The sequence below is a fragment of the Leifsonia poae genome (assembly GCF_050632195.1).
Classification (GTDB): domain Bacteria; phylum Actinomycetota; class Actinomycetes; order Actinomycetales; family Microbacteriaceae; genus Leifsonia; species Leifsonia poae_C.
The window spans coordinates 947,121-971,839 of sequence record NZ_CP192580.1 but is presented as its reverse complement, the minus strand read 5'-3'; the positions used below and the strand labels follow the sequence as shown (position 1 = coordinate 971,839).

At 66.8% G+C, this 24,719-nt stretch carries 26 protein-coding genes and 2 pseudogenes; 16 read left to right on the top strand and 12 right to left on the bottom strand.

The window, feature by feature from the left end; all coding sequences use genetic code 11:
* Window positions 1-57: 57 nt before the first annotated feature.
* Genes ACQ86A_RS05030 through ACQ86A_RS05015 form a run of 4 tightly spaced genes read left to right on the top strand, consistent with a single transcriptional unit; the run spans window position 58 to window position 3,279 of the window.
* On the top strand, window positions 58-1,086 hold the full coding sequence (locus tag ACQ86A_RS05030; RefSeq protein WP_431279510.1) for a carbohydrate ABC transporter permease: 1,029 nt from the start codon (window positions 58-60) through the stop codon (window positions 1,084-1,086).
* Window positions 1,086-2,000: a carbohydrate ABC transporter permease gene (locus ACQ86A_RS05025; protein WP_431279509.1), complete on the top strand. Its 915-nt coding sequence runs from the start codon at window positions 1,086-1,088 to the stop codon at window positions 1,998-2,000. The genes ACQ86A_RS05030 and ACQ86A_RS05025 overlap by 1 nt, the downstream gene beginning before the upstream one ends.
* 4 nt (window positions 2,001-2,004) lie before the next feature.
* A complete protein-coding gene (locus ACQ86A_RS05020; RefSeq protein ID WP_431279508.1) occupies window positions 2,005-2,253 on the top strand; it encodes a hypothetical protein in 249 nt (82 codons plus the stop codon).
* A 15-nt stretch (window positions 2,254-2,268) separates the two neighbouring features.
* The gene (locus ACQ86A_RS05015) at window positions 2,269-3,279 is read left to right on the top strand and encodes a LacI family DNA-binding transcriptional regulator (RefSeq protein WP_431279507.1); all 1,011 of its coding nucleotides are present in this window, start codon (window positions 2,269-2,271) and stop codon (window positions 3,277-3,279) included.
* A gap of 121 nt (window positions 3,280-3,400) precedes the next feature.
* Here the strand turns inward: ACQ86A_RS05015 and ACQ86A_RS05010 are convergent, their stop codons facing one another.
* The 8 genes from ACQ86A_RS05010 to ACQ86A_RS04975 all read right to left on the bottom strand — a co-directional run bounded on the left by ACQ86A_RS05010 (window position 3,401) and on the right by ACQ86A_RS04975 (window position 9,963).
* Window positions 3,401-4,639, bottom strand: a complete 1,239-nt coding sequence (locus ACQ86A_RS05010) for an MFS transporter (RefSeq protein ID WP_431279506.1) — start codon at window positions 4,637-4,639, stop codon at window positions 3,401-3,403.
* A gap of 93 nt (window positions 4,640-4,732) precedes the next feature.
* A complete protein-coding gene (locus ACQ86A_RS05005) occupies window positions 4,733-5,203 on the bottom strand; it encodes a MarR family winged helix-turn-helix transcriptional regulator (RefSeq protein WP_431279505.1) in 471 nt (156 codons plus the stop codon).
* A 31-nt stretch (window positions 5,204-5,234) separates the two neighbouring features.
* Window positions 5,235-5,885, bottom strand: a complete 651-nt coding sequence (locus ACQ86A_RS05000; RefSeq protein WP_431279504.1) for a class I SAM-dependent DNA methyltransferase — start codon at window positions 5,883-5,885, stop codon at window positions 5,235-5,237.
* A 4-nt stretch (window positions 5,886-5,889) separates the two neighbouring features.
* Window positions 5,890-7,278 (bottom strand): DUF1254 domain-containing protein, encoded by a 1,389-nt coding sequence (locus tag ACQ86A_RS04995; protein ID WP_431279503.1) that lies wholly within the window; start codon window positions 7,276-7,278, stop codon window positions 5,890-5,892.
* 137 nt (window positions 7,279-7,415) lie between these two features.
* Complete coding sequence (locus ACQ86A_RS04990) at window positions 7,416-7,559, bottom strand: hypothetical protein (protein ID WP_431279502.1); 144 nt, start codon at window positions 7,557-7,559, stop codon at window positions 7,416-7,418.
* A gap of 296 nt (window positions 7,560-7,855) precedes the next feature.
* Entirely contained in the window at window positions 7,856-8,242 is a 387-nt protein-coding gene (gene rplL, locus ACQ86A_RS04985) for a 50S ribosomal protein L7/L12 (protein WP_431279501.1), read from the bottom strand.
* 59 nt (window positions 8,243-8,301) lie between these two features.
* Window positions 8,302-8,817, bottom strand: coding sequence for a 50S ribosomal protein L10 (rplJ, locus tag ACQ86A_RS04980; RefSeq protein ID WP_431279500.1), 516 nt, complete (start codon window positions 8,815-8,817; stop codon window positions 8,302-8,304).
* A 267-nt stretch (window positions 8,818-9,084) separates the two neighbouring features.
* Window positions 9,085-9,963, bottom strand: a complete 879-nt coding sequence (locus tag ACQ86A_RS04975; protein ID WP_431279499.1) for a DUF4185 domain-containing protein — start codon at window positions 9,961-9,963, stop codon at window positions 9,085-9,087.
* Between the two features lie 63 nt (window positions 9,964-10,026).
* Between ACQ86A_RS04975 and ACQ86A_RS04970 the strand changes: the two genes are divergently transcribed.
* The 11 genes and pseudogenes from ACQ86A_RS04970 to ACQ86A_RS04920 all read left to right on the top strand — a co-directional run bounded on the left by ACQ86A_RS04970 (window position 10,027) and on the right by ACQ86A_RS04920 (window position 20,829).
* On the top strand, window positions 10,027-10,212 hold the full coding sequence (locus tag ACQ86A_RS04970; protein ID WP_431279498.1) for a hypothetical protein: 186 nt from the start codon (window positions 10,027-10,029) through the stop codon (window positions 10,210-10,212).
* Between the two features lie 155 nt (window positions 10,213-10,367).
* Window positions 10,368-10,484 (top strand): annotated as a pseudogene (locus ACQ86A_RS04965) (LacI family DNA-binding transcriptional regulator); the annotation flags it as partial.
* A gap of 359 nt (window positions 10,485-10,843) precedes the next feature.
* Window positions 10,844-11,401, top strand: a complete 558-nt coding sequence (locus tag ACQ86A_RS04960; protein WP_431279497.1) for a substrate-binding domain-containing protein — start codon at window positions 10,844-10,846, stop codon at window positions 11,399-11,401.
* A 203-nt stretch (window positions 11,402-11,604) separates the two neighbouring features.
* A complete protein-coding gene (locus ACQ86A_RS04955) occupies window positions 11,605-12,525 on the top strand; it encodes an ROK family protein (RefSeq protein ID WP_431279496.1) in 921 nt (306 codons plus the stop codon).
* Complete coding sequence (locus tag ACQ86A_RS04950) at window positions 12,522-14,297, top strand: class I mannose-6-phosphate isomerase (protein ID WP_431279495.1); 1,776 nt, start codon at window positions 12,522-12,524, stop codon at window positions 14,295-14,297. Before ACQ86A_RS04955 ends, ACQ86A_RS04950 begins: the two co-directional genes overlap by 4 nt.
* A gap of 170 nt (window positions 14,298-14,467) precedes the next feature.
* Entirely contained in the window at window positions 14,468-15,727 is a 1,260-nt protein-coding gene (locus ACQ86A_RS04945; protein ID WP_431279494.1) for an ABC transporter substrate-binding protein, read from the top strand.
* A gap of 3 nt (window positions 15,728-15,730) precedes the next feature.
* Complete coding sequence (locus tag ACQ86A_RS04940) at window positions 15,731-16,606, top strand: carbohydrate ABC transporter permease (protein WP_431279493.1); 876 nt, start codon at window positions 15,731-15,733, stop codon at window positions 16,604-16,606.
* Between the two features lie 9 nt (window positions 16,607-16,615).
* Window positions 16,616-17,431: a carbohydrate ABC transporter permease gene (locus ACQ86A_RS04935; RefSeq protein ID WP_431279492.1), complete on the top strand. Its 816-nt coding sequence runs from the start codon at window positions 16,616-16,618 to the stop codon at window positions 17,429-17,431.
* A gap of 16 nt (window positions 17,432-17,447) precedes the next feature.
* Complete coding sequence (locus ACQ86A_RS04930) at window positions 17,448-19,493, top strand: hypothetical protein (protein WP_431279491.1); 2,046 nt, start codon at window positions 17,448-17,450, stop codon at window positions 19,491-19,493.
* Window positions 19,466-19,603 carry a hypothetical protein gene (locus ACQ86A_RS04925; RefSeq protein ID WP_431279490.1) on the top strand — a complete coding sequence of 46 codons (138 nt, stop codon included), beginning with the start codon at window positions 19,466-19,468 and terminating at the stop codon, window positions 19,601-19,603. The genes ACQ86A_RS04930 and ACQ86A_RS04925 overlap by 28 nt, the downstream gene beginning before the upstream one ends.
* Window positions 19,600-20,829 (top strand): SGNH/GDSL hydrolase family protein, encoded by a 1,230-nt coding sequence (locus ACQ86A_RS04920; protein WP_431279489.1) that lies wholly within the window; start codon window positions 19,600-19,602, stop codon window positions 20,827-20,829. Before ACQ86A_RS04925 ends, ACQ86A_RS04920 begins: the two co-directional genes overlap by 4 nt.
* Here the strand turns inward: ACQ86A_RS04920 and ACQ86A_RS04915 are convergent.
* The 3 genes and pseudogenes from ACQ86A_RS04915 to ACQ86A_RS04905 all read right to left on the bottom strand — a co-directional run bounded on the left by ACQ86A_RS04915 (window position 20,788) and on the right by ACQ86A_RS04905 (window position 23,143).
* Window positions 20,788-20,931 carry a hypothetical protein gene (locus tag ACQ86A_RS04915; RefSeq protein ID WP_431280370.1) on the bottom strand — a complete coding sequence of 48 codons (144 nt, stop codon included), beginning with the start codon at window positions 20,929-20,931 and terminating at the stop codon, window positions 20,788-20,790. The genes ACQ86A_RS04920 and ACQ86A_RS04915 overlap by 42 nt on opposite strands.
* Before the next feature lie 125 nt (window positions 20,932-21,056).
* Window positions 21,057-21,719: pseudogene (locus ACQ86A_RS04910) on the bottom strand (HAMP domain-containing sensor histidine kinase); the annotation flags it as partial.
* A 668-nt stretch (window positions 21,720-22,387) separates the two neighbouring features.
* A complete protein-coding gene (locus tag ACQ86A_RS04905) occupies window positions 22,388-23,143 on the bottom strand; it encodes a response regulator transcription factor (RefSeq protein ID WP_431279488.1) in 756 nt (251 codons plus the stop codon).
* A 91-nt stretch (window positions 23,144-23,234) separates the two neighbouring features.
* Here ACQ86A_RS04905 and ACQ86A_RS04900 point away from each other — a divergent pair, with 91 nt between their 5' ends.
* A complete protein-coding gene (locus tag ACQ86A_RS04900) occupies window positions 23,235-24,080 on the top strand; it encodes a phosphotransferase (protein WP_431279487.1) in 846 nt (281 codons plus the stop codon).
* Window positions 24,081-24,100: 20 nt separating this feature from the next.
* Here the strand turns inward: ACQ86A_RS04900 and ACQ86A_RS04895 are convergent, their stop codons facing one another.
* Window positions 24,101-24,682 (bottom strand): pentapeptide repeat-containing protein, encoded by a 582-nt coding sequence (locus ACQ86A_RS04895; RefSeq protein WP_431279486.1) that lies wholly within the window; start codon window positions 24,680-24,682, stop codon window positions 24,101-24,103.
* Window positions 24,683-24,719: the final 37 nt, after the last annotated feature.

Below are 24,719 nucleotides of genomic sequence, written 5' to 3'. Positions count from 1 at the left end.
GGGACCCCTCCCGCCGCCTGGTCCCTCTCCCCCTAGAACCCCATCCGGAGGCCTCACATGTCAACGTCGAACGTCGTCGCCCCGCCCCAGACAACCGGTCCTCAGCAGACTCGCGCCGGTGTCAAAAAGAACCGTCGAGCGCAAGGTCGCTGGGCGCTCTACCTCATCCTCCCCACGCTCATCCTGCTGGCCATCGTCATCGGCTATCCGGTCGTCAGCGCGATCATCATGTCCTTCCAGAAGGACGCCGGACTCGACCCGGCGACCGGCCTGTTCGTTCAGGGCGGGTTCGCCGGCTTCCAGAACTACGCGCACTGGCTGTTCCAACAGTGCATGGGCCCGAACGGCGAGACCATCTCGTGCCCGCCCGGTAACCTCGGCTCGCAGTTCTGGAACGCCGTCGGCGTCACGTTCTTCTTCACGGTCACCACGGTGGTGTTCGAGACCATCCTCGGGATGTGGTTCGCCTTCATCATGAACCGCACGTTCCGCGGACGCGGCCTGGTTCGCGCTGCGATCCTCGTGCCGTGGGCCATCCCCACCGCCGTCACCGCCAAGCTGTGGTTCTTCATCTTCTCGGTCGCCGGAGTCGCCAACGCCGTGCTCGGCGCGCACATCCTGTGGACCAGCGATGAGTGGGCGTCGCGGTTCGCGGTGATCATCGCCGACACCTGGAAGACGACGCCGTTCATGGCGCTCCTCATCCTGGCCGGTCTGCAGATCATCCCCGAAGAGGTCTACGAAGCCGCCAAAGTCGACGGCGCCACGACCTGGCAGCGGTTCTGGCGGGTGACGATGCCGTTGGTCAAACCGGCGCTTCTCGTCGCCGTGCTGTTCCGGGTGCTCGACGCTCTGCGCATCTACGACCTCCCTGCCATCCTCACCGGTGGAGGTGGTGGCACCGGTAATGCCACGACCACCCTCTCGATCCTGGTGGTCGATCAGATCAGGCAGGGCTTCAACAGCGCCTCCGCCCTGTCGACGATCACCTTCATCCTCATCTTCCTCGTCGCCTTCATCTTCGTGCGGTTCCTCGGCACGAACGTGGTTCGAACGCAGGAGAACCAGCAGAAGGGAGCGAAGTGATGACCACCGTCGCCGGCCCTGCGGCCGCAACCGCCGAGGCCAACGCACTGCCCCGCACTCGCACGAAGAGCCGGACCAAGTCGCGCAATCGCAACCAGGGGATCCGCACAGGAATCAGCGCGATCATCATCGTGCTCTGGTGTCTGCTGCCCTTCTACTGGATGGTCGTCACCTCGTTCCGCGACGTGGGATACACCTTCGAGACGACACCGCTCCCGACGCACTTCACCTGGGACAACTACATCACCGCCTTCTCGACCCAGTTGGGCAACCACCTCGGGCAGGCGCTGCTGAACTCGCTGTTCATCGGGGCGTGCGTCACGATCATCGCCCTGCTCGTCGGCACGTTCGCTGCATACGCGCTCGCCCGCTTGGACTTCAAGTTCAAGGGGATCGTGCTCGGGCTCATCCTGGGCGCCTCGATGTTCCCGGGTGTCGCGCTCATCACGCCGCTGTTCCAGTTGTTCACCAACATCGGCTGGATGGGCACGTACCAGGCCCTGATCATCCCGAGCATCTCGTTCGTGCTGCCGCTGACGGTCTACACGCTCACCTCGTTCTTCCGCGAGATGCCGTGGGACCTCGAAGAGGCAGCCCGGATCGACGGATGCACGCAGGCGCAGGCGTTCCGCAAGATCATCCTGCCGCTCGCGGCTCCGGCCGTCTTCACGACGGCGATCCTGGCGTTCATCTCGTCCTGGAACGAGTACCTGATCTCCAGCCAGCTGTCGAGCGACGCGACCCAGCCGGTCACGGTGGCCATCGCCTCCTTCGCCGGCAGCCAGCCGCACCAGGAGCCGTACACGGCCGTCATGGCCGCCGGTACGATCGTCACAGTTCCGCTGGTGATCCTGGTGCTGATCTTCCAGCGCCGGATCGTCGCCGGACTGACCGCCGGTGGAGTGAAGGGCTGACGACATGCGCTGGGACGATTCGCTGGAACTGGTCGACGTCGGAATCGGCATCGTCGGGTTCTTCGCGTTCGCCTTCCTGATCGTCACCATCGTGATGGAACTCACGGGCGCCGCCGCACTCGGCTGGGCACTGACCCTGCTGGCGCTGGTGCTCATCCTCGTTCTGCTCTGGCAGGCGCGACGCCGCATCGTGGCGTCGCGCCGGCCGGCGGACGAGGAACAGGCCACGGCCGACCTGCCGAAGAGCTTCTGAGCCGGGGGCGAAGACATGGCGGGAATCGACGAGGTCGCGCGCGCGACGGGCGTCTCGACAGCTACGGTCTCACGAGCCCTGCGCGGGCTGCCGAACGTGTCGGACTCGACGCGTGCTGCAGTGCGCCGCGCGGCCGACGAGCTGGGTTATGTGGCGTCGTCGAGCGCATCCGGTCTGGCCAGCGGACGCACCCTCGCGATGGGTGTCGTCGTGCCGTCGGTGAGCCGCTGGTTCTACACCACGGTGCTCGAGGGGGTCGACGCCGAGCTCCGCTCGGCCAGCTACGACATGATCCTGTTCAACCTGGGCGGGCACCGCGGCGACCGTGAACGGGTCTTCCACCGCAGCATCCTGCGCAAACGAACGGATGCGCTGCTCGCGCTGTGCCTCGATTTCACCGCCGACGAGCGTCACCAGCTCGCATCCCTCGGCCACCCCACGATCGTGGTCGGCGGCCCGGTGAAGGGGCTGCGGAGCGTGGGGATCGACGAGAAGCACACGGCGAGCGAGGCGACCGACCACCTCATCGCCCTGGGCCACCGCGATATCGCGCACATCGGCGGCGAGGACGAGGAGGGCCTCAACCGGCAGGTGCCGATCGGGCGGCTGCACGGATTTCAACACTCGATGCGGGCTGCGGGGCTGACCGTTCGTCCTGAGTGGATTCTGCCGGGAGGGTTCTCGCTGCCCGAGAGTCGCGCTTCGATGAACGCGCTGCTCGACCGGCCCGGTCCTCGGCCGACCGCGGTGTTCGCCGGCTCGGACGAGATGGCGATCGGCGTCATCCTGGCCGCGCACGACCACGGTCTGTCCGTGCCGGGCGACCTCTCCGTGATCGGGATCGACAACCACGACTTCGCGGACTCGTTCGGGCTGACCACGATGGCGCAGAATCCGTTCGAGCAGGGGGCTGTGGCCGCGCGCATCCTGCTCGACGAGCTCGCGGGCGGGGAACCCCGCACCCGTTCCGTGCGCTCCCCCGTCACCCTCGTCTCCCGCAGCTCGACCGCGCCCCCGCGCCCCTAACCCCGCACCTAACGCAATCGAGTCCGGGAGAAATCCCGCTTCCCCCGATGGGGAGTGGGGATTTCTCCCGGACTCGATTGCGTTGGGCGTTGGGCGTTGGGCGGCGGGCGGCGGAAGGGGGTCAGGTGGCGTCGGCGAGGGTGAGGACTTCGGCCTCTTCGACCTGCGACTCCTCGATGCCGTCGACCCGCTTGAGGTGCTTGTGGCCGATGACGATGAGCACGACGGCGACCAGCACCGAGATACCACCGGCGAAGAACGGCGTTGCCGGCGAGATCGTGGCCGCGAGCAGTGTCGCCGCGGGCGGCGCGATCGCCCCGCCGAGGAACCGCACGCCCGAGTATGCGCTCGATGCGACCGAGCGGGGCAGATCCGTCGCCTCCATCACGCACTCGGTGAGCACGGTGTTCAGGATGCCCAGCAGCAGACCGCCGACGATGACGCAGACGATCAGACCCACGACCGAGGAGATGAACAGTCCGGCCGCCGCGAGGTCGATCGCGAGCAGCGGCATGACGATCCAGAGCACGCGGGTGCGCGGCAACCGGTTCGTCAGCAGCGGAGCGCCCCACACCGAGGTGACCGCCAGCGCGACGCCCCAGCCGAAGAAGATGAAGCCGAGGCTGATAGCCGAGTCGACGCCGAGCGGAACGAGCGCGAACGGCGTGTAAGCGAGCAGCACGAAGAAGCCGATGTTGTAGAAGAGGGCTGCGGCGGCCAGGAAGCCGAGAGCCGGCTTGGCGAGTGCCTTGAACGGCGCGCCGATGGATGTGGGCACCGGCTTCTCGGGGTTCTTCTTCAGCAGCAGGGTGATCGCGATGAATCCGATCGCCATCAGAACGGCCGTGCCGAAGAACGGCCCGCGCCAGCTCCAGCTGCCGAGCAGTCCGCCGAGCAGCGGCCCGATCGCGATGCCCAGGCCGAGTGCCGCCTCGTACAGGATGATCGCCGACGACGTTCCACCCGATGCGGCCCCGACGATGGTCGCCAGTGCCGTCGAGATGAAGAGCGCGTTGCCGAGACCCCAGCCCGCACGGAACCCGATGATCGCCTCGACGTTGGGCGACAGCCCGGCGGCGAGCGCGAACACAACGATGAGGGCGAGCCCGATGAGGAGGGTCTTCTTCGCTCCGATGCGGCTGGATATCCAGCTCGTGAAGAACATCGCCGCGCCCGTGATGAGCAGATAACTCGTGAAGAGCATCTCGGTCTCGGTCGGAGTCGCCTTCAGGCTGGCGGCGATGGCCGGCAGGATGGGGTCGACGAGCCCGATGCCCATGAAGGCGATGACGGATGCGAATGCGACGGCCCAGACGGCGGTCGGCTGGCGCAGGATGCTGGTGGGTTTGTCGTGAGACATGTAGGGGTCAGGGCTCCGATCGGTGATGCGATGTGGTGTGGTCGTGTTGTGGTCGTGGTGTCGCGGGTGCACCGCGACGTGAGGGTGAGGCGTCTAGAGCGAGTTCGCGACGGCCTGCGAGGTCGCGGCAGACAACTCGACTCGCGAGCCGATGATCTCCACGGTTCTGCGGAGTGCCGCAACCTCGTCCTCACTGAGGTCGGCGAACATCGGGATGAGCGCGCTGGTCAGCTCGTCACGCCAGTCCTGCAGGGCCTTTGCCCCCTTGGGCGTGATCGCGATCTGCCAGGCGCGGGCGTCGTCGGTGTCGGCGATGCGCTTGACCCACTCGGACTCGACGAGATTGCGCACGAGCTTCGTCATCGTCGGCTGGGACACCCGGCTGTTCGCGGCGAGCTCCCCCAGACGCATCGCTCCGGAGCCGTTCAGCACGCTGAGAGTGCGCCAGGTCGCCGGGGACTCCGTGTTGCCCGTCACGCGGGCAGCGAGCCGGGTCAGGCGATGACTCGCGACGACCAGGTCGCCCAGGGTCTGGTGGAGTTCTTGCAGGTCGGGTTGGGGCATATCCCTATTATATATAGCTTGACTATATAACTCAAGTGTGCGACAGGGATGCGAGCACGTACGCCTGCGCAGACTTCTCGGGCGCGACGGGCTCCCGCACCAACCGCACGAACTCGGCGAATCCCGCGTCCTCCAGCAGCGACCGGATGCGATCAGGCGACTGCCGCCGGGTGTGGAGGTCGATGTCGTGGCCGTAGGCGTGCTGCAGATGCACGACATCGTCGCCGACCTGGAAGGCCAGCAATAGCCAGCCACCGGGTCGCAGCACCCGGGCGAACTCTGCGAAGACGCCCGCCTGCCGCTCAGGAGGAGTGTGGATGATCGAGTACCAGGCCACCACTCCGGCGAGTGACGCATCCTGAATCTCCAGCGCCGCCATCGAGCCCACGTCGAACCGGAGTTCAGGATGCTGTGCTCGCGCCACCTCGACCATCCCCGGGGAGAGGTCGACACCGAAGGCATCCACGCCTAGGCCGGCGAGGTGCGCCGTCACCCGGCCGGGGCCGCAGCCCAGGTCGGCGACCGGCCCGCCTCCCGCCGCGGCGATCTGCTCGGCGAAGATCCCGAGCATCGCGCGATCGACCGGCTTCTCGGCGAGCTCATCCCGCAGCAACAACTCGTAGTCGACCGCGACCTTGTCGTACGCGGTGCGGGTGGCGATGACGTCGGCTGGTTCAGACATGGAGTCAGGCCCGCGCGATAACCGGCGGCACCCACGACCCGTCGATGATCGCAGGCTTGCCCGCGTATGCCCGCAGGTACAACGAGAACGGTCCATCCGGCGCCGGCAGCCAGTTCGTGTCGCCCTCATCCGGCGCATCCGCCGAGACGGTGAGCGTCAGACTGCCGTCCTCGCCGAATTGCAGCCCCTTGTTCTTGGTCCCCAGCGAGTACCGGCCGATCCGGTTGGGGGCGAAGAAGTGAGCGGGATCGTAGAGAGTCAACGACCAGAATCCGTCGACCGGCGGCGTCTCGCCTGCCGCGAACGTCACCGTGTACGTGTTCGCGCCGGTGAGCTGCTCGCCCGCACCGTCGTCGTCGGTGTAGAAGTACTGGGTCTCGCTCGGACGGTTGTCGAACATGTTCGACCGGGAAGTGCCCGTTCGGTTGTGGTAATCCAATCCCCACTCGGCGTTGTGCACCGAGCGGTTCCAGCCGTTGCCCGCCGGGGCGCCGTTGTACTCCCAGCGAATGAACTCGGCGATCAGGGAGTTGTCCACCCGTTTCGCCGCGTCGATCATCAGCCGCAGCGTCTCCGGGTCTCGGGATGCGTGGGCCAGCAACGCACGGAACTGCGCGTACAGCGCATCCTCGCCCGGCAGCGGCGGAACCGATTCGAGGACTGTCGCCAGCTGATCGAAGAACGTGTCGGGCACGACCCACTTGGTCTCCGCGCCGCTGGCTGCGCTGCCGGGAAACGACGGGACGTCGCTCCAATCCTTCGTCTTCGTCGTGCCGTCGAACTCGTCGAGCGGGTAGGCGCAGATGCCGTTGATCACGGGCTGGATCGCCGCGCGATCCTCCGCCGTGTCGTCCATGAACACCCGCGGGATCACCTGCGCGAGCACGGTCGGGCTGCGAAGCACGCCGACGATGCCCTCGGGCGTCTCCCCTGTCCAGTCCGGCGCCACCAACAGGTAGTTGCCGGGCTTGGATCCGTACGGCGACCCGACCTCACCGAACTGATCGGTGCGCGCATCATAAAAGGCGAACACGTAGAAGCGCGAGCCGAAGTCCGGAACCTGCACGACGATCGGGCCACGGTCGAGGGAGTAGCACCCGACCCCGTAGACCACGTCCTGATTCGGGCACGCGATGAACCGCTGCTCCGCGTCGATGTAGTCGTTCAGCATCCCGATCCTGCCGAGAGGGGCGACCGGAACGACACCGTTGAGTCGGCCGGGTTCGGGCGCTTTCGCCAGCTGGCCCTGCCGATTGATCATGTTGACCATCGGGTAGCCCCAGACGTATGCGGCCTCGGCGACGAGCTTCACGTACTCCGGATGCAGCGACGACGTTGCGTTCGGGACATTCAGCATCTTCGGTGTCTTCGCCTGCTCGGTGGACTGTTCCATGGATGCGGCTCCTTCGCTCACGCTGCGTGACTCGATGTAGGTCACGATACCGAGCGGATCGCCCGAGCGGCAGGGAGCTTCTTGAGACGAAGACAGCCCCCGGCCGCGAGGGCCGGGGGCTGTCGAACGGATGGAGGCTACCGCAGGAACCGCTCGTAGAGAGCGGTGCTGCGGAACAGATCCGGCGGGTGCGCGGAGTGTTCGCGGGCCTCCCCGCAGAGGACGACACCGCTGAGGTGTCGCCAGTACGCGGCATAGCCGCGCCATTTACTGGTATTCATCGTGGTTCTTTCCCTGGATGTGCGTCCTTGCACTCCTGATGCCCGCAGGCGGGCGCGGTCGGACGCTGGATCGCCGGCACCGGTCGGTGTCGGTCGTTCCGGGCATCCGCGTCGCCAGACGAACCGCTGCGCTGAACTCGGGCGGGCGAACCCGCACGGGTTAAACACAGAGGGCGTCGTTCCCGTTGCGGGGAACGACGCCCTCGCAACACGGATACTCGGTATGTGGAGTCCGCGTCGCGACTTGCGTCAGGCGATGTCAGCCTGCGGTAGAAAGAGCCCCGATGGGGCCTTTACTACTTGAGGGTGACGCTGGCGCCAGCCTCTTCGAGCTGAGCCTTCGCCTTGTCAGCGGTCTCCTTGTTTGCGCCTTCGAGAACGGTGCTCGGGGCGCCGTCAACGAGAGCCTTCGCCTCACCGAGGCCGAGGCTGGTGAGTGCGCGCACCTCCTTGATGACCTGGATCTTCTTCTCGCCGGCCGCCTCGAGGACGACGTCGAAGGAGTCCTTCTCCTCGACCTCTTCCGCGGGGGCGGCAGCGCCGGCGCCGGCCGCAGCAACGGCGACGGGGGCGGCAGCGGTGACCTCGAAGGTCTCCTCGAACTTCTTCACGAACTCGCTCAGCTCAATGAGCGTGAGCTCCTTGAACGCGTCGAGCAGCTCGTCAGTCGTGAGCTTTGCCATGATTTTCTCCTTAGTGTTTTCGTGTACTCAACCGCTTGGCAGACATCCCGAGGGATGGACTACGCAGCGGACTCCTGCTTCTCACGCAGCGCGTCGACCGTGCGAACGGCCTTCGACAGCGGTGCGTTGAACAGATATGCGGCTCCGAACAGCGAGGCCTTGAAGGCGCCGGCGAGCTTCGCCAGCAGAACTTCACGAGACTCGAGGTCGGCGAGCTTGCCTACCTCTTCTGCGGTCAGCGGGTTACCGTCGAAGTAACCGCCCTTGACCACAAGGAGAGGGTTCGCCTTGGTGAATTCACGCAGCGACTTCGCGACGGCGACGGGGTCTCCGTGCACGAAGGCGATCGCGGACGGCCCAACGAGCTCCTCGTCGAACGACGAGATGCCGGCGTTGTTTGCCGCGATCTTGGTCAGCGTGTTCTTCACCACGGCGTACGTAGCGTGCTCACTGATCGATGCGCGCAGCTGCTTGAGCTGAGCGACAGTGAGACCGCGGTACTCGGTCAGCAGAACGGCGGTCGAGCTCTTGAAGAGATCCTCAAGCTCGGCAACCGCGGCTTCCTTTTTCGCCATGGCCTACTCCTCTGATTTTGCGTCGCACACCGCGGGAGCGATGTGCGCCTCGACCGCGGGCAAGAAAAAGCTCCGGCGCAAGGGCACGGAGCTGGCGGCGCAAACTGGAGCTTGCGAGACTTGCTTCATACACCTGCGCGGGCCCTCACCTGAGTGATTCTTCGTTCGCATGCTCTCGCACGCGAAGACCAGCGGTCTTTGGCTCCGTACAGGTTACGGGATGCGCGGGGGCGGACGCAAATCCGCGCCCCGCGCATCCGTCTCCCGCTAGTGACGGGAGATGGTCACCGCGACGTCGATGTAGCGCGGCCTGTAGTTGTCGACGTTGGCGTAGACGTCATTGGTGTCGAAGCTGTTCACGTTGTAGGTGACGAGCAGAGTGTTGCGATTTCCGAGTTCAGGATGCGCCTTCGCGTTGTACGTGAAGACGTTGCCCGAAGTCTCGGGCGTCGTGTACAGCAGGGTCTTGTTCGTAAAAGGGCCCGTGAGCGAGTCGCTGCGGTACATCACGACCTTGGCGCTGAGGATCTCGCTGGTGTCGCCCGTGACGAGCGTGTATTTGCCCTGGAACTTTGTGACGCTGAACTCGTTGGAGACGCCGTCCATGATGCGGGCCGACGTCGTCTCGTCGGCCGACCATCCTGTGCCCGTCCAGAACTGCCACGGTGCCGAGGTGAGGTGGTTCGTGCGGACTCGTGCGAGATGCATGTATTTCGTGGCGCCGAGGTCCTCGACCCCGTACACATAGGTGTAACCGCCGTCCTCGTAGATAGCCGAACCCCACTCCACCGCTCCCGCGGGGCGCTGGGTGATGCCCTCAAGCGTCATGCTCGGCAGCGAGAAGCTGGCGATCGCGGTGTTCTTGAATGCGAAGTCGAACGGACCGTCGCCGGTCTTCGCGAACTCCAGCAGCGAGACACGCAGGTGGTTGCCCTCGACCGTCCCGTCGCCGAACCAATACCAGTTCTGGCCCTCGTCGCCACCGGGAACCTGCGCAAGGGAGGAGGGGCCGCAGCAGTTCCGCCGGTGTACGTGGTGAGCGTTCCGTGGTTGTCGACGACGATCGAGTTGTGGATGAACGGCGAGTCGGTCGGGCGGGAATGGTCGGCGTTCACGGTGCCGAGGAACGTGTCGGAGTAGAGCCACGCGATCTTGCCCCCGGGTAACGGCACGCTGTATGCGGAGTCGGCGCCAGTCCAGCGGCCCGACGTGTCGCCGTACGTCCCGAACTTCGCGGTGAGCGGGGCGTCGACGGATGCGCTGGTCGTGATGGTCTCGGTGGTGCCGGACGGTGCGGGGTGGGGTGACGGGCTCGCGGTGGCCGCCATGGGCGATCCGACGGCGAGGGCGAGGCCGAGCGCGGCGGCAGCCGCGACGGCTAGGCGTGGACGGTAAGGCATGATTCTCCGATCGACGGTGATTCTGGTATCGTTACCAACGACCACAAGGTAGCACCGAGCGTGCGCCGCTGTACAGCAATGGCCTCCTGGTGCGGCGCCCGGTAGTAGGTTGAGTGCGACCACCGGCGGCGACCGAGACGAGGAGCGAGCATGACCACGACGCCCCTCAACGGACCCGTCCGGCAGCCGACGATCAAAGAGGTCGCCGCACTCGCGGGCGTGAGCCCGATGACGGTCTCCCGCACCCTCGCCGGCGGCAAGAACGTGCGGCAGGATGTGCAGGATCGCGTCAACGAGGCCGTGCACGCGCTCGGCTACTTCCGCAACGAGAACGCGCGGAGCATCCGGCCCGGCCAGGCCAGCGGGCTCGTCGGAGTGGCCATCACCAACCTCGGAAACCCCTACTACGGAACATTCGCCCTCGGCGTCGAAGAGGTCGCCTCGCACTACGGGCGGCGCATCGTGCTGGGGAACACCGGCGAGGAGCTCTCGCGCGAACGCCAGCTGATCGCCGACTTCATCGGCAGACAGGTCGAGGGTCTCATCGTGGTGCCGTCGGGCGGCGACGCGGCCCACCTGCAGCGCGAGATGCTGCGCGACACCCCCTGGTTCTCGCGTCGCGCACCGTGCCGGGCGTCGAGGCCGACGCGGTCGTGCTCGACGACATCGGGGGCGCGTACCGCGGCACCAAGGCGATGCTCGAGGCCGGGCACACCCGGGTGGCTTATCTCGGAAACGTCACCAGCGTCTTCACGGGCCAGCGACGCTTCGAGGGTTATGAGCGCGCATTGGCCGAGCACGGCATCCCTGTCGACCCGGAGCTCGTGCGACGCGGACAACAGGACGTGGCGACGGCGAGCGCGGCCATGCACGAACTGCTCGACCTTGCGCATCCGCCGACCGCGGTGTTCAGCGCCAACAACCGGAATACGATCGGTGCTCTCGAGGAGATCGGGGCGCGCATCCGGAACCGCTCGGCTGTGCCGCTGCCCGCGATCGTGAGCTTCGACGACTTCGAGCTGGCCGACATGATGCCGGTGCCGGTTACCGTGATCGACCACGAGCCGCGGGAACTCGGACGCGAGGCCGCCCGCCTCCTCTTCGCCCGCCTGCTCGACCCCACGGCGATCGACCCCGCCCACCAGATCGAGATGCCCACCCAACTCCGCATCGCCCGCGCCTGACCTTCGCGCCCGCCGCTCCGCTCCGCTCTGCTCGCTCCGCTTCGCTCTCGCGCACCGCTCCAACGCAATCGACTCCGGGAGAAATCCCCGAAAGCGCGCGTTCTAAGCGGGATTTTGGCCGGAGTCGATTGCGTTTGACGTGAGGGGTGGGGTTGGTAACGTTACCAATCAACGGTAGGGCGGAGAGGGAGGAGGGTGAGGGGATGACGGTGTTGTGCGTGGATTTCGGCGGGACCGAGATCAAGCTCGGGATGCTCGACGACGCGAACATCCTCACATCCGCCACCCTGCCGAACACCGGCAACGAAGCCGACCTCGACGCGGTGCGCGATGCGGCGTTCCGGATGTCCACAGCGAGCGAGAGCCCCATCGACGCCGTCGGGATCGCCGTTCCCGGGGTGGTCGACCGCAAACGCGGTGCTCTCGTCGCCGCGCACGACAAGTACGACTGGGCCACGGGCCGCGACCTGCGTGTGTGGGCAACCGAAACCTTCGACGTCCCGGCCGTCATCGAGAACGACGCGCGCGCCGCGCTCCTCGGTGAGACGACGTTCGGATGCGCCGCCGGAGAAACCGACGCCGTGCTGGTCACACTCGGCACCGGCATCGGCACCGCCGCACTGATCGACGGCGTCCTGCTCCGCGGAGCGCACGACCACGCCGGCATCCTCGGCGGTCACATCACCGTCGACATCGACGGCCCGGTCTGCAACTGCGGCAACACAGGATGTGCCGAAGCCATCGCGAGCACCTGGGCACTCCGCCGCGACGCCGCCGCAGACCCAGTCCTCGCCGCCGCGCTCGGCACAGAAGCCCAGCACCTCGGCATCAAAGACCTGATTGCCCACGCCGACCACCCCGTGGTCGCTCCGGTGCTCGACCGCTACCTGCGCGCGTGGGGAGCCGCGATCGTCGGCGTCTGCCACGCGTACGACCCCGACGTCGTCATCGTCTCCGGCGGGGTCATGCGCTCCGCCGACGTCCTGCTCCCCCGCCTTACCGAGTACGTGCACTCGCACCTGTGGTCTTCGTCTTTCCGTCCCCCGCTTCTGACGCCGGACGCCCCGGAGCACTCCGTGCTCCTCGGGCTCTCCGCCGCCGCCCCACGAAAGGATCTTCCGTGACATCCTCCCGCTCGACCTACGACAAACAGCCGTCGGTACCGCTTCCGAGCGGCAGCCGGGTGTGGCTGGGGGCCGAGGCCTGGCAGCAGCTCGACGAGGCCGCACGCCGCGCATCCGGAGACCGCTCGCCCGTGATCGCCGTCGACTGCTACCCGGGTGTCGAGATCGCCGACCTGGTCGCCGAGCTGAGTCGAGCGCTTCCGGACTACGCCGTGATCGACATGGAGGAGGCCGCGAAGCCCGCCGACCAGATCGATGCGCTCATCGGACGCAACCTGACCGACGACCGGGTCTTCGGTGTGATGAGCCACTTCACGCTGAGCGAGTTCTACGTCGAGGCCGAACTGGATGCGCTGGCCGACGCGGTCGTCGAGTCCGGCCGTCCGACTATCCTGGTCGGCTGGGGAGCCGCACTCGTCCCCCTCGAGTTCGACCTGCTCGTGCTCGCCGACCTCGCCCGCTGGGAGATCCAGCAGCGCCAGCGCGCGGGAGCGACGAACTGGCACACCAGCAACGCCGGCGACGACAATCTGCGCAAGTACAAGCGTGGCTTCTTCGTCGAGTGGCGCACGGCCGACCGGCACAAGCGCACACTCTTCGACCGCGTCGACTTCGTGCTCGACACGAACACGAGCATCCCGTCTGCCGGCCTGATCACCGGGGACGCGTTCCGCGAAGCCCTGGCGACGGCCGCGTCGACCCCGTTCCGGGTCGTGCCGTTCTTCGACCCCGGCGTCTGGGGCGGCCAGTGGATGAAGAAGCGGCTCGACCTCGACCCGTCGGCCGACAACTACGCCTGGTGCTTCGACTGTGTGCCCGAGGAGAACTCGCTGCTGCTCGAAGCCGACGGCCGGATCGTCGAGATCCCCGCGATGGACCTCGTGCTGTCGCAGCCGCGCGACCTGCTCGGCGAGAAGACGTTCGCGCGCTTCGGGGCCGAGTTCCCCATCCGGTTCGACTTCCTCGACACCATGGACGGCGGCAACCTGTCACTGCAGGTGCACCCGCTCACCGACTACATCCTCGACACCTTCGGCATGCACTACACCCAGGACGAGAGCTACTACCTGCTCGACGCCGCCGACGACGCTGTCGTCTACCTCGGGCTCAAGACCGATGTTGACAGGGATGCGATGATCACCGCACTCGAAGCGGCCGCCGACGGCGAGCATCCCTTCCCCGCTGAGGACTTCGTCAACGTGTTCCCGGCGAAGAAGCACGACCACTTCGCCATCCCCGCCGGAACCGTGCACGCTTCAGGTTCCGACTCCATGGTGCTCGAGATCTCGGCGACGCCGTTCATCTTCACCTTCAAGCTCTGGGACTGGGGCAGGGTCGGCCGCGACGGCATCCCCCGCCCGATCCACCTCGAGCACGGTCGCAAGAACATCCAGTGGGATCGCGACACCGAGTGGGTGGAGAAGAACCTGGTCGGCCAGGTCGAGGTGATCCACGAGAACGAGGGCGTGCGCGAGGAGCGCACGGGTCTGCACGAGCTCGAGTTCATCGAGGTGCGCCGGCACTGGTTCGAGTCCGAGGCACGGCACGACACGGAGGGCACGGTCAACGTGCTCAACCTGGTCGAAGGCGACTGCGTCGAGGTGGCGAGCCCGACGGATGCGTTCGAGCCGTACCGCATCCATTACGCCGAGACGTTCATCGTGCCGGCCGCGGTGGGCGAGTACGTGATCCGCCGCACGGCGGACTCGAAGAGCGAGACCTTCGCAACGGTGAAGGCCTCGGTGCGCGGCACCCGCGCAAGCGACAACTGAACAGAGCGCACGACAGCAATACAGCAACACAGCACCAGAAACACCCGCCGCCTTGCAGGGGTATTCGAATCCTGATACTTTTGCACTTTGTTGGTAACGATACCAACCCAGTTTCGGGGGCGCACCGGATGTGCCGGCCACCAAGCCGCACAGAGAACAAGGGAGTTCAGATGAACAAGAAACGCACCATCGGGCTGGTCGCCTCCGTGCTCGCGACCGGGCTCCTGCTCGCCGGATGCTCCGGCGGAGGATCCAGCGACGCCACGACCGGCACGCTGAAGTTCTACACGGACAAGGCCGCCTGGAAACCCCAGTTCCAGTCGCTGAACCCCACGTCCCAGAAGGACGCGAAGATCAGCCTGACCACGACCGGGTATTCGGACGAGAACCAGTACCAGGCGTTCGTGAAGCAGTCGTTCCGCACCCAGCAGAGCCCGGGTCTGTTCACCTGGGCCACCGGCGACTCGCTGAGCCAGCTCGTCGACCAGAAGCTCGTCGCCGACACCTCGGACGTCTGGAAGCAGGCGATCGACGACGGCAACGTCAGCAAGGACCTCGAGAAGTACTACACGTTCGACGGCAAGCAGTACTGCGTGCCCATGAACATCGCCTACTGGGTCATGTACTACAACAAGAAGATCTTCGACAAGTACGGCATCGAGAAGCCGACGACGTGGAAGGAGCTGATGGCCGACTCCGCCAAGCTCAAGTCGAACGGGGTGACGCCGTTCTACCAGACCAGCACTCTCTTCACCTTCCCCTGGTTCGAGACTCTCGTCGCCGGCACAGACCCCGCGCTCTACAACGGCCTGGCCGACGGCTCGGTCAAGTACACCGACAAGCGCATCGTCGACATCATGAACGTCTGGCTCGAGCAGGAGAAGAAGGGCTGGTTCAGCGATGCTGGAAGCAAGACCGACCCGGCGCAGATGCTGAAGCAGGGCGACATGGCCATGATCAACTTCGGCACGTTCTTCGGCGCATCCCTCGACGGGGTCGGGATGAAGGCGGGCAGCGACTACGACTACTTCATCATCCCCGCGGTCGACGCGAGCCTCAGCAAGACGCCCGTCCCGGTGGAGACCGGCCCGATGTGCGTCGCGCAGACCTCGAAGCAGAAGGACCTGGGACTCGCCTACTCGAAGTGGTGGATGACGCCCAGCGCCCAGTCCGCCTGGGGCAACGCCCGCGGCGACGTGCCCTTCAACCCGAAGGCGACCGTCAAGGACGCGAGCCTGAAGAAGCTCGGCGAGGATGTGTCGGGCGGCGACTACCAGCTCGTCACCCGCTACTTCGAGGCCGCACCCACGCCCATCCTGAACGTGGCACTCGAGCAGTTCGGTGCCTTCTCCGCCAACCCCGGTGACCCGATGCCGTTCCTGCAGAAGATCCAGGACGCCGCCGACAAGTACTGGGCCTCGAAGAAATAACACGTGAGCGACAAGAAACCGCAGTACCACTGGGCCGCCCGGGGCTTCGTAGCCCCGGGCGTGATCCTGGTAGCCGTACTCCTCTACCTTCCCCTGCTGTGGACCGTGTTCCTCAGCTTCACCGACTACAACGGCCTGGGCGACCCGACCTGGGCCGGGTTCTCGAACTACGTGACCATGTTCGAGGATCCCGACTTCCTCAACTCCCTCTTCAACACCCTGCTCTGGGTGGTCGGCACGCTCGTCATCCCGGTCGGGCTCGGCCTCGCACTCGCGCTGCTGACATTTAACCTCAAGGGCGGCGTGTGGCTTCGGCTGCCGTTCCTCATCCCATACGCGATCTCCGGCATCGGCGTCGGCCTCATCTGGTCGTTCGTGCTGCAGAGCGATGGCGCGCTCGACCAGGCGCTGCACTTCTTCGGCATCATGGACACCCCACGATGGCTTCTGGATGCCCCGCTCAACACAGTCGTGATGATCATCGCGGCCGCGTGGCAGGGCGTCGGCGTCAATGCGCTGCTCTTCACGATCGGACTCCAGTCGATCCCGAAGGAACCGCTCGAGGCCGCGCGTCTCGACGGCGCAACAGGCGCGCGGTTGTTCGGCAGCATCCTGTGGCCGATGCTGCGGCCACTGACCACGGTCGTGATCGGACTGTCGATCGTCGCCAGCCTGAAGACCTTCGACATCGTGCTCGGCATGACCAAGGGCGGCCCGGGGCGCGTGTCGGAGACGCTCGCCCTCACCATGTACAACGACACCTTCGTGAACAGCCAGTACGGCCTCGGATCGGCGATCGCGGTGTTCCTCACCGTCGTCACCCTCGTCGCCTCCGTGCTGTACCTGCGCCAGCAGCTGTCCAAGAAGAACGAGATCTAGGAGCGACCCATGGCATCCCGCATCACGAGAACCGCCGTGCTCGTCTTCTTCGGCATCATCTGGCTGCTGCCGGTGTACCTGCTCATCATCAACGCGGCCAAGTCGCCCACGGCGTACGACTCCAAGCAGTCGTGGATCCCGAACGGCACGGCCCTGGTCGACAACATGGTACAGGCCTGGCAGCTCAGCAATCTGGGCGACAGCCTCCTGAGCACCGTCATCTACTCGATCGTGTCGCCGACGGTTGCCGTGATCGTCGGCGCTGCCGTCGGATTCGCGATCGTCGCCCTGCGCCTCAAGCACGGGTTCTGGTGGTTCGTCTTCATCTTCGGCGGAACGGTGTTCCCGCTGCAGATGATCCTGCTCCCCCTCTTCGACGGCTACTCGCGCACCGGGCTCTTCGACACCCAGCTCGGCATGATCATCGTCTACACGGCGATCTCCATACCGTTCTCGGCGTTCGTCATGCGCAACTTCTTCACGGGGATCGCGCACAACGTGTTCGAGGCCGCTGTCGTCGACGGCGCATCCTCGTGGCGCATCTTCAGCCGGATCTACCTGCCGATGGCGTCGAGTGCACTGATCGCAGTGTTCATCCTTCAGGCGACGTTCATCTGGAACGATCTCCTGCTCGGACTCACCCTGAGCCAGTCCGACAACGTGCGCCCGATCGTCACGACCCTGGCCGGCATGCAGAGCACCTACGGCGGCGCCCAGTTGTCGACCGTGCTGGCGGCGGGCATCCTGGTGTCGCTGCCGACGGTCGTGCTCTTCCTCTTCACGCAGAAGTTCTTCTCACGCGGCCTGGCCCTCGGCCAGTACTGACCTTTCAGGAGCATCCATGCCCGGCACCATCAGCGGCACCCGCACCATCCCGACGGTCGACGACCTCGCGGCCGACGTCATCACGCACCACTACGACGATCTGATCGCGCCGCCCGGGCTCACGAACTTTCTCGGCACGACCGTGGTCGGTCACGACCTGACGTCGCTGGCGGCGGTGACCTTTCCGCCCGTCTCCCAGGGGCTGGCCCTGACCGGCACTCTGTTCGTGGACGGGCGCGTGTTCGAGTCGTACGGCATCCCGATCTCGCACGCGTGGCGGCCCGACCGGGTCGTGCGCAGTGCGAGCGTCGACGGGCTCGACCTCGAGACCGTGACGGTCTGCGTGCCCGGTGAGACGGCGGTCGCGATCGACGTGCGCGTGACGAACCGCGGCGCCTCGGCGCGACGCGTGTCGCTCACGATGGCCGCGAACGCACGAGTGGTGCAATCCGCCGAAGCGTGGGGCGACGCCGAGTCGCCGAACGAGCGCAACGAGGTGACGGTGGATGCGGCGGGCAACCGACTCGTGTTCGAAAGCCAGGCGGGCACCGCGTGGAGCATCCAGGGCCTCGATCGCAGCGCGCAGGTGCGTAAGAGCGCCGTGCCCCCGACGCCCGTCGACGAGTTCGAGGTGGGCATCGGCGGCGCAGGTCGCGGTGGCGAGCTCGAGACCTCGCTCGACCTCGCGCCGGGTGAGACCGGTCGCTTCGGTTACGTGCAGGCCGTGGCGACGACCCGGGAGGCGGCGGATGCGGTCTTCGACCGGGTCGCAGCAGATGTTCCCGGTGCGGTCTCAGCCGCCGAGGAGATGTGGAACGCCCAACTCGAAGCCGTCTTCACCCCCGGCAACTCCGAGTACTCGGGACACCTGCCGGTGCTCGAGACGACCTCTGATGCGCTGCGCCGCCTCTACTGGTGGGGCGCCCTCGGCACGATTTGGTTCCGCCGCGAGTTCGCGGGCAACGTGCACGGGCGCAGCTACGACACCCTGATGCCGAACTACTGGGCGACCGCGACCTTCATCTGGGACTACAGCCTCAGCTCGGTCACCCACGCGATGCTCGACCCGGTGGAGATGCGCCGACAGCTGCGGCACTGGATCGCCAGCGACATCCACACCCACTTCGGAACCTCGTCGATCACCGGTGGGCCGCTCGGCCGCTGGTATTCAGTGAACGACTACGCGATGACTAGATTGGTCAGCGACTACGTGCGCCTCACCGGCGACATCGACTTCCTCGACGAGGTCGTCGGCGCGGGAGACAGCGAGGCCCGGCGGGTGGCCGACCACCTCGTCGAATGGGCGGAGGCGTGGAAGACGCTCCGTGCGGGCGGCCGCCTCGCCGACTACGGCGAGATCGACAACCTGCTCGAGTGCGTCAGCTCGTACACGCACGAAGTCGCGAGCCTGAACGCGGCCAACGTGTGGAATCTGCGCACGGCAGCGAGCATCCTGGACCGCCTCGGCGACACGGCAGAAGCCGAGCGCCTGCGCAACGAAGCAGAGACCCTGCTTCCGGATGTGCTCTCCCTCTACCTCGACGGAACCGGGCACTTCGCCGCGGGCCAGCCCGACGGCACGCGCATCCCGGTCAAGCACTGCTACGACTTCAACGTCGTCGGCACCACCATCGCCGACGACCTCGACCCGGCGGTACGCGAGCAGATGGTGCGGTTCTTCCAGCACGACCTGCAGACCGACAACTGGATGCGCGCCCTCTCCCCTGGGACCCGGACGCCAGCTTCAGCGTGCGCCCCGACCACCAGTGGAACGGCGCGTATCCGGCTTGGCCCGCCGATGCCGCCCGGTCGCTCATCGCGCTCGGCGCCGCCGACGTGGCCGTTCCGTGGCTCGAGGGTCTCGCCCGTTCGGCCAACCAGGGACCTCCCGGGCAGGCGCACTTTGTCGAAGAGGCCCTGCCCGGCATCGCCGGCGGGGCGCGCAAGGCTCCCCCGCAGCTGCCGTACATCAACGACTGGTCGTGCTCGTCCGCGGGCGCCTGGGTCGCCCTGGTGGTCGAGTCGGTGTTCGGTGTGCGCGCCGACTTCGACGGCACAGTGACTGCTTCCGGATGCGCGGCGCAGCTCGACCCCACGGCCACCCTCACCGGGTACCACGCCGCCGGCCGCGACTACCGCATCCACGCGGACGGGCGGGTCGAAGAGCTGTGACGCTGGCCGACGCGGATCCCGCCGCTCCCGTCCCTGCCGCCGGCGCGCTCCCGCATTCCGGCCTCGACCAGGCGGAAGTGCGCGGCGCGATCGTGGTCGAACGCACGGAACGCGGTCTGCTGCCGCGCCGGCTCGGACCGCGCGAATGGAAGCAGATCCCCGACGACTTCATGCTGGCCTCGGTCTCGCAGAGCGCGGGCATCCGCCTCGCGTTCCGAACGACGGCGACGGTGATCGAACTCGGTGTGCTCGCGACGAAGATGATCGAGAGCGAGACGGCGCCGATGCCGGATGCGCACTACGAGCTCGTCGTGGACGGCGAGCTCGTGCAGACGCGCGCATCCGCCGCCGGAAATCGCTTCGTCTTCACCTTCGAGCGCCCGGAGGCGTACATCGTGCCCGGCGAACCGGACACGCTCCGCTTCGACGGGCTGGCTGCCGTCGACAAGGAGGTCGAGCTCTGGCTTCCGTACACCGACGAGGTCGAGCTGCTCGACCTGCGGGCGGATGCGCCGATCGAGCCCCCGACTCCGGCCACCGGGCTGCGCTGGCTGCACCACGGCAGCTCGATCAGCCACGGGTACATCGCGAGTCGCACGAGCAACACGTGGCCGGTCGCTGCCGCCCGCGCATCCGGAACCGAGCTCACGAGCGTCGCATACTCGGGCAACGCCCTGCTCGACCCGCTCACCGCGCGCACGATGCGGGATGCGCCGGCGGACGTGGTCAGCGTCAAGATCGGCATCAACATCGTCAACGGCGACATGATGCGCCTGCGGATCTTCCGCACCGCCGTCCACGGTTTCCTGGATCTGATCCGCGACGGACACCCGACCGAGCCCCTGATCGTGATCTCGCCGATCTTCTGCGCCCCGGTCGAAGAGTCGGCCGGACCGACCGTGCAGGATCCTACGCGAACGGACACCTGGACGATCGCATCCGGAACCCCGGAGCAGGTCGCCGAGGGCAAGCTGAGCCTGTCCGTGATCCGCGCGGAGCTCGAGCGGATCGTGCGCGAGCGGGCCGTCGACGACGCGAACCTCCACTATCTCGACGGGCTGCGCCTCTACGGTCCCGAGGAAGCGGAGCGCTGGCCCCTCCCCGACAACCTCCACCCGGGCGACGACGTCAACGCGCTGATCGCCGAACGATTCGTGCGCCACGTCTTCGGGCCGAGTGGGCTCCTACAGCTTCGCGGAAGCGTCGGCGGGTTCGTCGGAGGGTGAGGCTTCGTCGGCGGTCGGCGCCCGCGAGGGCAGCGACACGGTGAAGACCGTCTCTCCGGGCTCGCTTTCGACAGACACTTCGCCGCCGTGCGCCTCGACCACGGCGAGCACGATCGCGAGGCCGAGGCCGGTCGATCCCGTCGCCCGGTTGCGCGAGCTGTCCCCCGCGCGAACCGCTCGAACAGGGTCGCCTTGAGGTCGTCCGGGATGCCCGGGCCGTTGTCGGTGACCGTGATGATCGCGCGTTCGTTCTCGTCATCCAGGCTGAGAGCGGCGGTCACCTTCGTGCCCTCGGGGGTGTGCACGCGTGCGTTCGCCAGCAGGTTGACCACGACCTGATGCAGTCGCGCCCGGTCGCCCACAACCTCCACCGGCTCTTCGGGCAACTGGATGGACCACTTGTGATCCGGGCCGGCCGCGTGGGCGTCGCTCACGGCGTTCACGAGCAGCATCGACAGATCGACAGGGTCGCGATCAAGTTCGCGACCTTCGTCGAGGCGGGCGAGCAAGAGCAGGTCTTCGACGAGCGACGTCATGCGAGTCGCTTCCGACTCGATGCGTCCGAGCGAGCGCGTCACGTCGGTCGGAAGCTCGTGCGGCGAGCGCCGGGTCAGCTCCGCGTAGCCGCGGATCGAGGCAAGCGGGGTTCGCAGCTCGTGGCTCGCGTCGGCGACGAATTGCCGCACCTTCTGCTCGCTCGCCTGACGCGCGGTCAGCGCAGACGCGACGTGGCCGAGCATCCGGTTCAGTGCCGCACCGACCTTGCCGACCTCGGTGTGCGAGTCGGTGTCGGCCTCGGGCACTCGCACCGAGAGCGCGACGTCGCCGCGATCGAGCGGCATCTCGGCAACGGCCTGAGCGGTGGAGGCGACGCGCTCCAACGGGCGCATCGCGAGCCGGGTGACGAAGTTCGCAATCAGGAAGGCGAAGATCAACCCGGCGAGCGTGACGAGGACGATCACCAAGGTGAGTTGCTCGACCGTCGCGTTCAAGTCGTTCAGCGGCAGCCCGATAACGACGACGTCGCCGTTCAGCAGGGGCGCGGATGCGAGCCGATAGTCGCCGAGGGTCGGGCCCAGATTCTGCGTCTGCGGGTCGGCGCCTGCCTTCACTTTAGGAACGTCGCCCAGCGTCGCCGGTACCTGCTTCGGCGCCAGCGGCCCGTTCGGAACCGTGCCCTCGGGTCGCGGTGACAGGACCACCGAGTACGCCACGGCCTTGCCGCTCACGATCGCACCGAAGGTCGACGTCTGCTGGCCGGGCGTGATCACGATGCCCGCCAGATCGGGAGAGGTCGGGTTCACAGCGAGCGCGGTGTTGGCTGCGTGCTGGCCGCGCTCGACCGCGCTCGTAAGCTGTCCGTCGAGGCGGTCCAGCAGATAGCCCTGCAGCGCGAAGACGCTGACCGTGCCGATCGCTGTACCGAGAACGGCGAGCATGGCGACGACGACGAGAACGACCCGGCTCCGGATGGTCCACGAACGGAACGGGCGGATGCGCGCGAATCCGCGGCGCATCCTGGACCCGGACTGAGCAGCGCCCGTCGCAGGGGCAGCCGTCACGTCGCGGCCTTCACCATGTACCCGGCACCGCGCACGGTGTGGATCATCGGGGCGCGGCCCGAGTCGATCTTCTTACGGAGGTACGAGATGTAGAGCTCGACGACACTCGACGAGCCCCCGAAGTCGTAGCTCCACACCCGGTCGAGGATCTGCGTCTTGCTCAGCACGCGACGGGGGTTGCGCATCAGAAAGCGCAGTAGCTCGAACTCGGTCGCGGTCAGCTGTACGGGCTCTCCGTCGCGGTGCACCTCGTAGCTGTCCTCGTCGAGAACGAGATCGCCCACGATGAGCACAGGGTCGCTGTGGTCGGCCACCGCCGCCCGCGACCGGCGCAGGAGTCCGCGGAGCCGGGCGACGAGCTCCTCCAGGCTGAAGGGCTTGGTGACGTAGTCGTCGCCGCCCGCGGTCAGGCCGGCGATCCGGTCGTCGAGCGAGTCCTTGGCGGTCAGGAAGAGGACGGGCGCCTCGTTGCCGTCGGCGCGCATCCGGGAGAGCACCTGCAAACCGTCGATGTCGGGGAGCATGATGTCGAGCACGACGACATCGGGTTTGAACTCGCGCGAGATGCTGAGCGCCTGCTGGCCGTTCGAGGCCGTCTTCACATCCCAATCCTCGTAGTGGAGGGCCATCGAGAGCAGATCGGTGAGCGTCGACTCGTCGTCGACGACGAGCACGCGAATGGAGCTGCCGTCTGCACGGCGCAACAGGGTGCGGGAGGGGCTGGGGGTGCCGGGAACGGCGCGCGAGTTCATGGTCACCTTTCCTATTATCGCGAGAGCCCTTCGCGCGGGCTATGTGAAACCTATGCGACGTCTGAGAAGAATCCTCTGGCAGCATGAGGAGATGACCACCGAGCCTCTCCGCTACGTCGAACCGGCCGATCCGGGACCCGAGATCCCGCTGCTCGGCGGGGATGTGACAGAGGGGCTCGTCCGCATCGACGACACGGTTCGCCGGCCCGTGAACGATGCGTCGATTCGGGTCCGCGGGGTGCTCGACCATCTCGCCTCCGTCGGGTTCACCGGCGCGCCGCGCTTTCTGGGCGTGGATGCCGTCGACCGTGACGTGCTGACCTACGTTCCGGGTGAGGTCGCGGGTCGTCCCTGGCCTTCATGGGTGGGCGACGAAGCGCGAGGGCTGAGCGTCGCCCGTCTTGTTCGCGCATACGACGACGCTGCGTATCCGCTCGGCGTTCCTGACTGGGCTGCCGGTGCGCGACCAGCCGACCCCGCCGGATGCCCGCCACCGATCGCCGGAGCGCCCACCTTCCTCGCCCATCTCGACATCACTCCCGAGAATGTCGTCTTCCGTTCTGGCCGGGCCGCCGCCCTCATCGACTTCGACCTCGTGCGGCCTGCGACGCGCGTCGAGGAGGTCGTGAATCTGCTGCTGTGGTGGGGTGCCTGGATGCCCGAGGAAGACCGGGACCCGGCGTTCCGATACGTAGATCCTGCGAGCCGAGCCGCGGACCTTCTCGACGCATACGATCTGGGGTCGGCCGATCGGTCGCGGGTGGTGGAGGTCGCCCACAATGGAGCCGACCGGTCGTGGCATCTCATGCGCCGCAACGCTCTCGAGCGCGGGGGCGGTTGGCAACGGATGTGGGATGCGGGGGTCGGCGACCGCATCCTGCGCCGCGGAAAGTGGCTGGGCGAGAACGCGGCGGCTCTCAACGCGGCGATCACCTGACCCGGCGCGACGGGCGCCGGTCAGCCGATGACGATGAGGCCGAGTGCTTCGACGATGGTGACGGCCTGACGGTCGTCGATGGTGGCGTTGGTAAGCGTGACGGTCTGCGGGTCGAGACCGGTGAGGTCGCTCCCGCGGAGGTCGGCCTTGCTGAAGTCGGCACCCTCGAATGCTGAGGCGGAGAGGTCGCAGCCGGTCAGGGTCGCACCGACCAAGCGAGCGCGGGCGAGGTCGGCTTCGCGAAGCCGCACGCCCGCGAATTCGGCGCCGGCCAGGTCCGCTTTCGGCAGGCTGACGAACGACCAGTTGCCGCCGTCGACTTTGAGCAAGCCGAAGTCGCATCCGTCGAAGGTGCTGCCGGTGAGCTTGCAGCGGCGGAAGGTGGCGTCGAAGAAGTTGCACCGGCTGAACGAGCAGTTCACGAACGCACTATCGGTGTGCTCGCTGACGTTGAAGCGCACGTTGCGAAAGGTGCAGTTGGTGAATACCGCGGCGGTGCTCACCAACTCCGTCATGTCGACGTCGACGAAGTCGACCTCTGTGTACTCGGCGCCCTCCAGCTCGCGCCCGTACCAGTCTTCGCCCCGAACAGTGCTTTCCATGTGCTCATCCAAGCAGTCGCCACCGACGACTGCCGCG